Origin of the sequence: Streptomyces hokutonensis, assembly GCF_000376565.1 — a bacterium.
GTDB classification, from domain to species: Bacteria; Actinomycetota; Actinomycetes; order Streptomycetales; family Streptomycetaceae; genus Streptomyces; species Streptomyces hokutonensis.
In genome coordinates this window covers 96,996-104,933 of record NZ_BARG01000041.1, presented here as the reverse complement: position 1 = coordinate 104,933, position 7,938 = coordinate 96,996, and the positions used below count along the sequence as shown (strand labels likewise).

7 protein-coding genes and 1 pseudogene are annotated in these 7,938 nt (G+C 69.0%); 7 read left to right on the top strand and 1 reads right to left on the bottom strand.

Annotated features, from left to right (window positions below; translation table 11 throughout):
• Positions 1-822, top strand: a pseudogene (locus tag SSP08S_RS24835) (serine/threonine protein kinase); the annotation flags it as partial.
• A gap of 119 nt (positions 823-941) precedes the next feature.
• A complete protein-coding gene (locus tag SSP08S_RS24830; RefSeq protein WP_019070342.1) occupies positions 942-2,468 on the top strand; it encodes a substrate-binding domain-containing protein in 1,527 nt (508 codons plus the stop codon).
• A gap of 6 nt (positions 2,469-2,474) precedes the next feature.
• Here the strand turns inward: SSP08S_RS24830 and SSP08S_RS24825 are convergent, their stop codons facing one another.
• The gene (locus SSP08S_RS24825; RefSeq protein WP_019070341.1) at positions 2,475-3,194 is read right to left on the bottom strand and encodes an SLATT domain-containing protein; all 720 of its coding nucleotides are present in this window, start codon (positions 3,192-3,194) and stop codon (positions 2,475-2,477) included.
• Positions 3,195-3,436: 242 nt separating this feature from the next.
• On the opposite strand from SSP08S_RS24825, the gene SSP08S_RS24820 reads away from it, so the two are divergent.
• From SSP08S_RS24820 to SSP08S_RS55770, 5 genes are all read left to right on the top strand, one after another.
• The gene (locus SSP08S_RS24820; RefSeq protein ID WP_026178802.1) at positions 3,437-3,781 is read left to right on the top strand and encodes a YbaB/EbfC family nucleoid-associated protein; all 345 of its coding nucleotides are present in this window, start codon (positions 3,437-3,439) and stop codon (positions 3,779-3,781) included.
• 68 nt (positions 3,782-3,849) lie between these two features.
• Positions 3,850-4,449, top strand: coding sequence for a recombination mediator RecR (gene recR / locus SSP08S_RS24815; RefSeq protein WP_019070339.1), 600 nt, complete (start codon positions 3,850-3,852; stop codon positions 4,447-4,449).
• Positions 4,442-5,104, top strand: a complete 663-nt coding sequence (locus SSP08S_RS24810; protein ID WP_019070338.1) for a DUF5063 domain-containing protein — start codon at positions 4,442-4,444, stop codon at positions 5,102-5,104. Before recR ends, SSP08S_RS24810 begins: the two co-directional genes overlap by 8 nt.
• Before the next feature lie 80 nt (positions 5,105-5,184).
• Positions 5,185-5,496: a trypco2 family protein gene (locus SSP08S_RS24805; protein WP_043259659.1), complete on the top strand. Its 312-nt coding sequence runs from the start codon at positions 5,185-5,187 to the stop codon at positions 5,494-5,496.
• Positions 5,497-5,520: 24 nt separating this feature from the next.
• Positions 5,521-7,938, top strand: a complete 2,418-nt coding sequence (locus SSP08S_RS55770; protein ID WP_019070336.1) for a tetratricopeptide repeat protein — start codon at positions 5,521-5,523, stop codon at positions 7,936-7,938.

Genomic DNA, 7,938 nt, shown 5'->3' with positions numbered 1-7,938 from the left:
CCCCCGCCCACCCCGCACCCGGCCTACGGCCACCCGCAGCAACACCCCCAGCCCGCCCCCGGCTACGGCTATCCGCAACCGCCCGCGCAGCCCGCCCCGCCCGCCGCCGACTACGGCTACCCCCAGCTCCCCGCCCGGCAACTCGTCGGCTGGGGCGGGCAGGTGCCGTACAACCCCTACCCCCACAACAACGGCCTCGGCTCCACCCCGCCCTACGGCCCGGGGCCCTACCTGGAGCCGCAGGAGACGCGCCGCAGCAAGCGGTCGACCGCGCTGTTGGTCCTGGTCGCGCTGGTCGTCGCGCTGGGGGCGGGCGGTTCGGTGTACGCGCTGATGAAGGGCGGCGGCAACGGCAGCCGTACGGCGGCAGGTTCGGGAGGCCGGGCCACCAGCGCCGCGCCCACCACGCCGGGTCCGAGCACCGGGGAACCGTCGACGACGGACTCGCCGTCCCCCTCCGCGACACCGTCCGGCGCCGACGCCGTACCGAGCGGCTACCTCGGCACCTGGAACGCGTCCATCGACAACTCCACGGGCCACAACACGCGCCAACTCACCATCAGGCAGGGGAAGGTGGGGGACCCGGTGCTGAAGCTGGTCGCGGACGGCCCCGGCTACCACTGCGTGTTCAGCGCCGACCTCGCCCAACGGCCGGGCGGCAAGGGCCCGTTGGCGATCGGCGCCTCCACCGTCACTTCCGGACAGCCGCTGTCGTCCTGCAGCCCGGGCGCGGCCAGCGAGGTCACCCTGCTGTCGGACGGCAGCCTGGAGCGCGTGAACACCGGCAACGGCGAGAAGCTGACGTACACGAAGTCGGGCTGAAGTCCCTTTACTTCAGGGCCAGTTGAACGTCACCGGAACTTCGGCCGACAGCCCCTGCGGGTTTTCCGGGGCCGCTCGTACCGTGACCCCACGATCCGGCTGGGGAGCGGGGGCCCGCAGTGGAGTGGCTGAGCGCGGAGAACGTCGTCGCCGTGGGCACCGCGGTGCTCGGCATCGTCGCGTCCGGTGTGATGGTCTGGTACGAACGCCGGACGCCGCGCCGCAAGCGGATCGGCTACCGCGTCCAGATGGACAACCCCATTGGTGACGACGTCCGTTCGGGCCGCGCGAACAGACGCCTCGGCCTCTTCGACGAGGTCCCCGACATGTCCGACGCGACCCTCGTCCTGCTGCGCATCGAGAACGACGGTTCGCAGAGCATCGCCGACAACGACTACACGGGGCGTGAACTCCACGGTCTCACCGCGGTGTTCACCGACCGCACGATCCGCGGGGTCTCGGTGACCCAGCCGGTCGGCACCGACCATCTGATGGACCACTTCACCCCGGCGGCCGGCCTCGGCTACGACGCCAACACCCTGCGCATCCCGCGCGTCCCGCTCAACCCGCGCGACCACTTCAAACTGCTGGTGCTGCTGTCCGGCGGTGACGTCGGCTGCGACATACGGCTCATAGGGGGTATCCGCGACGGCGAGGTGCACCCCAACCGCAGCGCGACCCCGGATGACAAGGCGCCCCTGTTCAGCCGCGCCTCCCGGCTGATCACCATCATGCTCACGGTGTGCGTGGTGACGCTGGCGACGATCGTCGTGGCCCGCGACGACACCCCGCCGCCGATCGGCTGTGCGCACGGCACCCTCACGGTCACCGGTTCGACCGCCTTCGCGCCGGTGATGGAGGAGGCCGCGAAGAAGTACGAGAAGGACTGCGAGGGCTCCAAGGTCGTGGTGGATCCGCACGGATCGACGGCGGGCGTCAGGGAGTTGGACGCCAAGGGGCTCGCGTCGAAGAAGGGCTCACCGGCGGTCGTGGCCATGTCGGACGGACCGAAGCCGAGCGACATGCCCCAACTGAAGGAGCACCGGGTCGCGTTGTCGGTCTTCGCGATCGTCGTCAACAAGGGCGTCGGCCTCAAGAACCTGTCCACCGCGGACGTACGGCGCCTGTACCGGGGCGAGATCAAGAACTGGCGGGAGCTCGGCGGACCGGACGTGGCCGTGCACCTGGTCAGCCGGGACGCCAACTCCGGTACGAGACAGGTGTTCCAGCGCCGGGTGCTGAAACGCAGCGAGATCGCCAACTCCTCCGTCGACTGCGTCCACAAGGACGATCCGACGGCGCCCGTCATCCGCTGCGAACTCGACTCCACGGACCAGGTGCTGTCCGAGGTCGCCGAGGTCCCCGGCGCGATCGGCTACAGCGAACTCACCCTCGCCTCGGGCGCCAAGGGCCTGCACGTCCTCACCCTCGACGGCCACACCGCGTCCGTGGACGCCATCGAGCAGGGCACGAGCAGCTACCCGTACCGCGAGATCGAGTACGCCTACACCTACGGGATGCCCCCGTCCGACTCCCTCACGTCGAGCTTCCTGAACTATCTGACCCAGGGCGTCGGCCAGGACGTGATCCGCGTCCACGGCCACATCCCGTGCGGGACCGTGGAGGGCATCAAGCTGTGCACGTAGCCCACGTCAGCGGGGCTCGGGCGGACGCTGCCGCGGCATGTTCGGCCGGCTGCCGCCGCCCGGTCCGCCCGGGCCCGGCGGCATCGGGAACCTGCCGTGGACGACGGTCCCCTCCTGCCGCCCCCCGCCGGCCACCGTCGACTGGATGCCCAGCGGTGCCGAGCCCGTGCGGAACTCCACCATCCAGTCGGCCGTCTCCATCCGCACCAGCTCCGTCACGTCCTCCGAGAACCGCCGCAGCACCCCCAGACACCGGTCCGCGGCCTCGCTCGCCGTCCCGTCGGCCGGTCCCAGCACCTCCCGCACGCCCTCCGACGCCCAGTCGAACTGGAGCACCTGAAGACGCCGCTGCACCGCCTGCGCCGTAGCCACGTCCCTCATCCACCCGGACGTCATCCCGAAGAGCCGGTCCCCGGCCACGCACGCCGCCCCGAGCAGCAACGCGAGATAGCCCCAGGCGGCCAGCCCGGCCACCACCCCGGTGAGGTCGAGCAGCGGCAGCCCGGCCCCGGCGACCGCGCCCAGCACCGCGCCCGTACGCAGCACCCGCGCCCCGCGCCGCTTCCACACCCGGTCCGCGAGGTACCAGGCCGCCGTCTCCAGCGCCCCGCGCTCGACCCACCGGTACAGCTCGTCCAGCCGGGCCGCGGGCTCGCCCCAGTCACCGAGCGGAAACGTCCGCCCGGCCAGATCGCCACCCTCGGGCTGAATCTCCGGCTGACCCACCCGGCACTCCCTTACGTTGTGTGACACCTGATGCTGATGTGCCGGATCCTTCCTACCGCCCAATGGGTGGCGAAGGCTCCGGTTTCACCGCTTTTCCGCCCGGAAGTGGGTGTTGATCAGGTATAGGACGCGGTAAGGACTCACTCGAAAGAGTGCTGAAGCGATGACTGCTCGGACCACGTAGGCTCGTGCCGAGCGGGAAAAACCTCGCCCGGACAGCCGTACGAAACCAGGAGCTGATCGTGATTCCCGGTGGTGGCCAGCCCAATATGCAGCAGCTGCTGCAGCAGGCCCAGAAGATGCAGCAGGACCTGGCGAACGCGCAGGAGGAACTGGCGCGGACCGAGGTCGACGGACAGGCCGGCGGCGGCCTGGTCAAGGCCACCGTCACGGGTGCCGGCGAGCTGCGCGCGCTGAAGATCGACCCGAAGGCGGTCGACCCGGACGACACCGAGACGCTCGCCGACCTCATCGTCGCGGCCGTCCAGGCGGCCAACGAGAACGCGCAGACCCTCCAGCAGCAGAAGCTCGGCCCGCTCGCGCAGGGACTGGGCGGCGGCAGCGGTATTCCGGGTCTGCCTTTCTAAGACGACCCACGGCCAACTACGGTACGTACGTACGCACCGTAGGACCTCCAGGAAGGGCAGGCAGTCCGTTGTACGAGGGCGTGGTCCAGGACCTCATCGACGAGTTGGGGCGGCTCCCCGGCGTCGGTCCCAAGAGCGCGCAGCGGATCGCCTTCCACATCCTGCAGGCCGAGCCGACGGACGTCCGCCGGCTCGCGCAGTGCCTGATGGAGGTCAAGGCGAAGGTCCGCTTCTGCGCGACCTGCGGAAACGTTGCGCAGGAAGAGCTGTGCGGCATCTGCCGCGACCCGCGCCGCGACCTCTCGGTGATCTGCGTGGTCGAGGAACCGAAGGACGTCGTAGCGGTCGAACGTACGCGCGAATTCCGGGGCAAGTACCACGTCCTCGGCGGCGCGATCAGCCCGATCGAAGGTGTCGGACCGGACGACCTGCGTATACGAGAACTTCTCGCGCGGTTGGCCGACGGTACGGTCACGGAGCTGATCCTTGCCACGGACCCGAATCTGGAAGGCGAGGCCACGGCCACGTACCTCGCCCGCATGATCAAGCCCATGGGCCTCAAGGTCACCCGCCTGGCCAGCGGCCTCCCGGTGGGCGGAGACCTGGAATACGCGGACGAGGTGACCCTCGGCCGCGCCTTCGAGGGGAGACGACTCCTAGATGTCTGACGCCACACTGCATGCCACCGCGCAGGACCCGGACGACTTCGCGGTCCAGATCGCGGACCAGGTCGAGAGCTTCCTGGTGGCCGTGTCGGAGGTAGCGAAGGGCGAGGACCCCGACTCCGCGGTCCCCTTCCTCCTCCTGGAGGTCTCCCAACTCCTCCTGGCCGGCGGCCGGTTGGGCGCGCACGAGGACATCGTCCCCGACGAGCGCTACGAGCCCGACCTGGGCCCGGAGCCGGACGTGGACGAACTCCGCGAGCGCTTCGCGGTGATGCTGGAGCCGATCGACGTCTACTCGGAGGTCTTCGACCCCTACGAGCCGCGCAAGGCCCCGGTCCCGGCCCGCATCTCCGACGACCTCGCCGACCTCATCACCGACCTCCGCCACGGCATGGCCCACTACCGCGCGGGCCGCACCACGGAGGCCCTGTGGTGGTGGCAGTTCTCCTACTTCTCCAACTGGGGCTCGACGGCGTCGGCGACGCTGCGTGCGCTTCAGTCGGTGGTGGCTCATGTGCGGTTGAACCAGCCCCTCGCCGAACTCGACGGCTTGGACACTGACCAGAGCGTCATGGGCGACGAGACGCTGGAGTTCGAGGCGGGGCGGGTCATGGCGGAGGAGATCGGCGAGCCGCTGGGGATCAGGCCGGTCAAGTAGGGCTTTTCCACGGCACGTTGTGGGGCGCGGCGAGTACGCTGCGCCCCACAGTGCGTGTACGGGGACGAGGGGGACGCCCGATGGCCGATGAGGTATGGATGGGGCTGGCCGAGGCGATCGGGGCGATCCGCGCGGAGCTTCAGCAGGCGGCGCGGGACGGGGCGGGGCAGGAGATCCAGTTCCGGACGGGCCCGGTGGAGATCGAGTTCGCCGTGGACATGAAGAAGGACGGAGAGGCACGGGCGAAGGTCTTGGTGCTCCCGTTCGGCGCGGAGGCGAAGGTGGCCCGGTCGAAGGGCACGACGAGCCGCGTGAAGCTCACGCTCCAGCCGGTCGACGCCGACGGCGAGGATCGGCGTATCGCGGACGACTCCGGGGAACGCCCCAAGTAACGGGGAACACGGGGGTGTTGGCCTGTGGCTGTGGACGTGCGGCGGGTCGTGGAGATCTGGAATCCGGTCGGGAAGTGTTCGGGGACCGGTTACCTGGTCGCGGACGACATCGTCCTGACGGCTCTTCACAATGTGCTGGGCCGTGGGGTCTTGGAGGTCAGGGGTCTTGGCGGTGACTCCAAATGGCTTGCGGCGGAAGTGTTGTGGCCGCTGACAGAGCCACTGCCTGATCTGGAGCGGGAGCCGCAGGCTGACGGGGCGTTGGTCAGGATCACGGATCCGGGATGGGTGCCGCCGGCGGGTACTGAACCTGTCCGCTGGGGCCGGATCGACGGCGGCCCGGTCGTCGCGGATGAGGGGCGGCTTGTGTGCGTTGCGGTCGGCTTCCCCAAGTCCGAGGTACGGGACGGCATCCGGGACACGAAGGAGATCCGCGGCCACATCGAGAGGCTGACGGGGCTCAAGTCGGGTGGGCTGATCACGGCGTACGTCGACCAGGTCGCCGTGCCGGGTGTCTGGGCGGGCGCTTCCGGGGCGGCGCTCTTCGTGAGGGGGCGGCTCATCGGGGTCGTGACGATTGATCGGCGGCGGGATTACGACGGGGATCAGTTGACGGCGGTGTCGGTGGCTTCACTGGTGGCGCGGCCCGGGTTCGTGGCGGCGGTGGGGGAGTTGGTTCCGGAGGACGTTGCAACTGTTGAGCTTGAGGGGCCGCGGCGTACGGCGTACGACGTCGAAGTCCCGCCGGGCGTGAACAACTTGCCGGAGCTGCCCTCGCCGATCTTCGTCGGCAGGGTGGAGGTGATGGCCGAGCTGGAGCGGGCTCTGTCGGCGGAGTCGCAGACGATCACACAGACGGTGCATGGGCTTGGGGGCGTCGGGAAGACGACGCTGGCACTTCACTACGCGCATGAGCATGCGGGGGCGTATCGGCTGGTGTGGTGGATCCGCTCGGACACACCTGAGCTGATCGAGGCGGGATTCGCGGCGCTGACTGTGCGGCTGCGGGGCAAGGAGTCGTCAGACCTCACCACTACGCAGGCCGCCGAGTGGGCTGTCGGGTGGTTGCAGACGCACCCCGGGTGGCTGCTGGTTTTCGACAACGCGGAGAAGCCGGGGGATGTGCATGCCTGGACGGGTCAACTACGGGCATCCGGGCGTCACTTGATCACGAGCCGGTACAAGCGGGGTTGGGTGTGCGAGCCGATCTCGTTGCGTGTGCTGGATCAGGAGGCTTCGTTGGCCCTCTTGGCGGGTCTCGTCGGGGGCGGTGAGGAAGACGAGGCCCGTGCGCTGGCGGAGGAACTTGGTCATCTGCCGCTCGCTCTGGAACAGGCCGGCGCCTTCATCGCACAGAGGGAGGTCTCGATCGCCGCGTACCGGGCCATGCTGGAGCAGTATCCGGCGCGTGCGACGGCTGCGGCACCGGGCGGCTTTGACCCTGCGCGGACGGTTGCGCGGATCTGGCGCATCACGCTGGACGTGCTTGAGGAGCAGGACCCCAGGGCGGTGGAGATCTTGCGGATCGCGGCGTGGTACGCCCCGACAGGCATTCCGCGATCTCTGTTCAAACCGCTTGCTGAGGATCCGGTGGACCTTGCCCAGCTCCTGGGGTTGTTGGCCGACTACAACATGATCACGCTCGACCGGGCGGGGGTCGGCATCCACCGCCTGGTCCAGATGGTGGCCCGCACACTGTCGGCGGACGATCCGCATCGTGATCAGGTGCGCATCCTGGCCGCGCGTGAACGGGCCATGGAGCTGATGCTTGACGAGCTTCCGCGCGATCCCCGTAGAAACGTTGCGGGCTGGCCGACGTGGAGAGCTTTGCTTCCCCACGTCGAAGCCATCCTTGACGCGTACGATCCGGGCGAGGACACGGATGAGATTGATTCGATCCTCACTCTGGCGGGTCAGTTCCTCCAGGAGCAAGGGCAGTTGAGTCAGGCAACCGACTGCTTTGTCCGCTCTGTGGCAGCGGCTACCCGGCTCTTCGGTGAGGATGATCCGAGCACGCTGATTTCGCGGAACAACCTGGCCGGCGCGTACCGGGTGTCGGGGGATGTGGTGCGGGCGGTCCCGTTGTTTGAGCGGACGTTGGAGGATCGTGTGCGGGTGTTGGGTGAGGATCACCCGGACACGCTGATTTCGCGGAACAACCTGGCCGGCGCGTACCGGGTGTCGGGGGATGTGGTGCGGGCGATCTCGTTGTACGAGCGGACGTTGGAGGATCGTGTGCGGGTGTTGGGTGAGGATCACCCGGACACGCTGGCTTCGCGGAACAACCTGGCTTACGCCCATCAGGAGTCGGGGGATGTGGCGCGCGCGATCCCGCTCTACGAACAGGCACTTGCCGGTTGTCTTCGTGTACTGGGTGAGGACCACCCGACGACAAAGGCCGTCCGCGCGAATCTCGCCACCGCGCGCGCCCAACAACCCTGA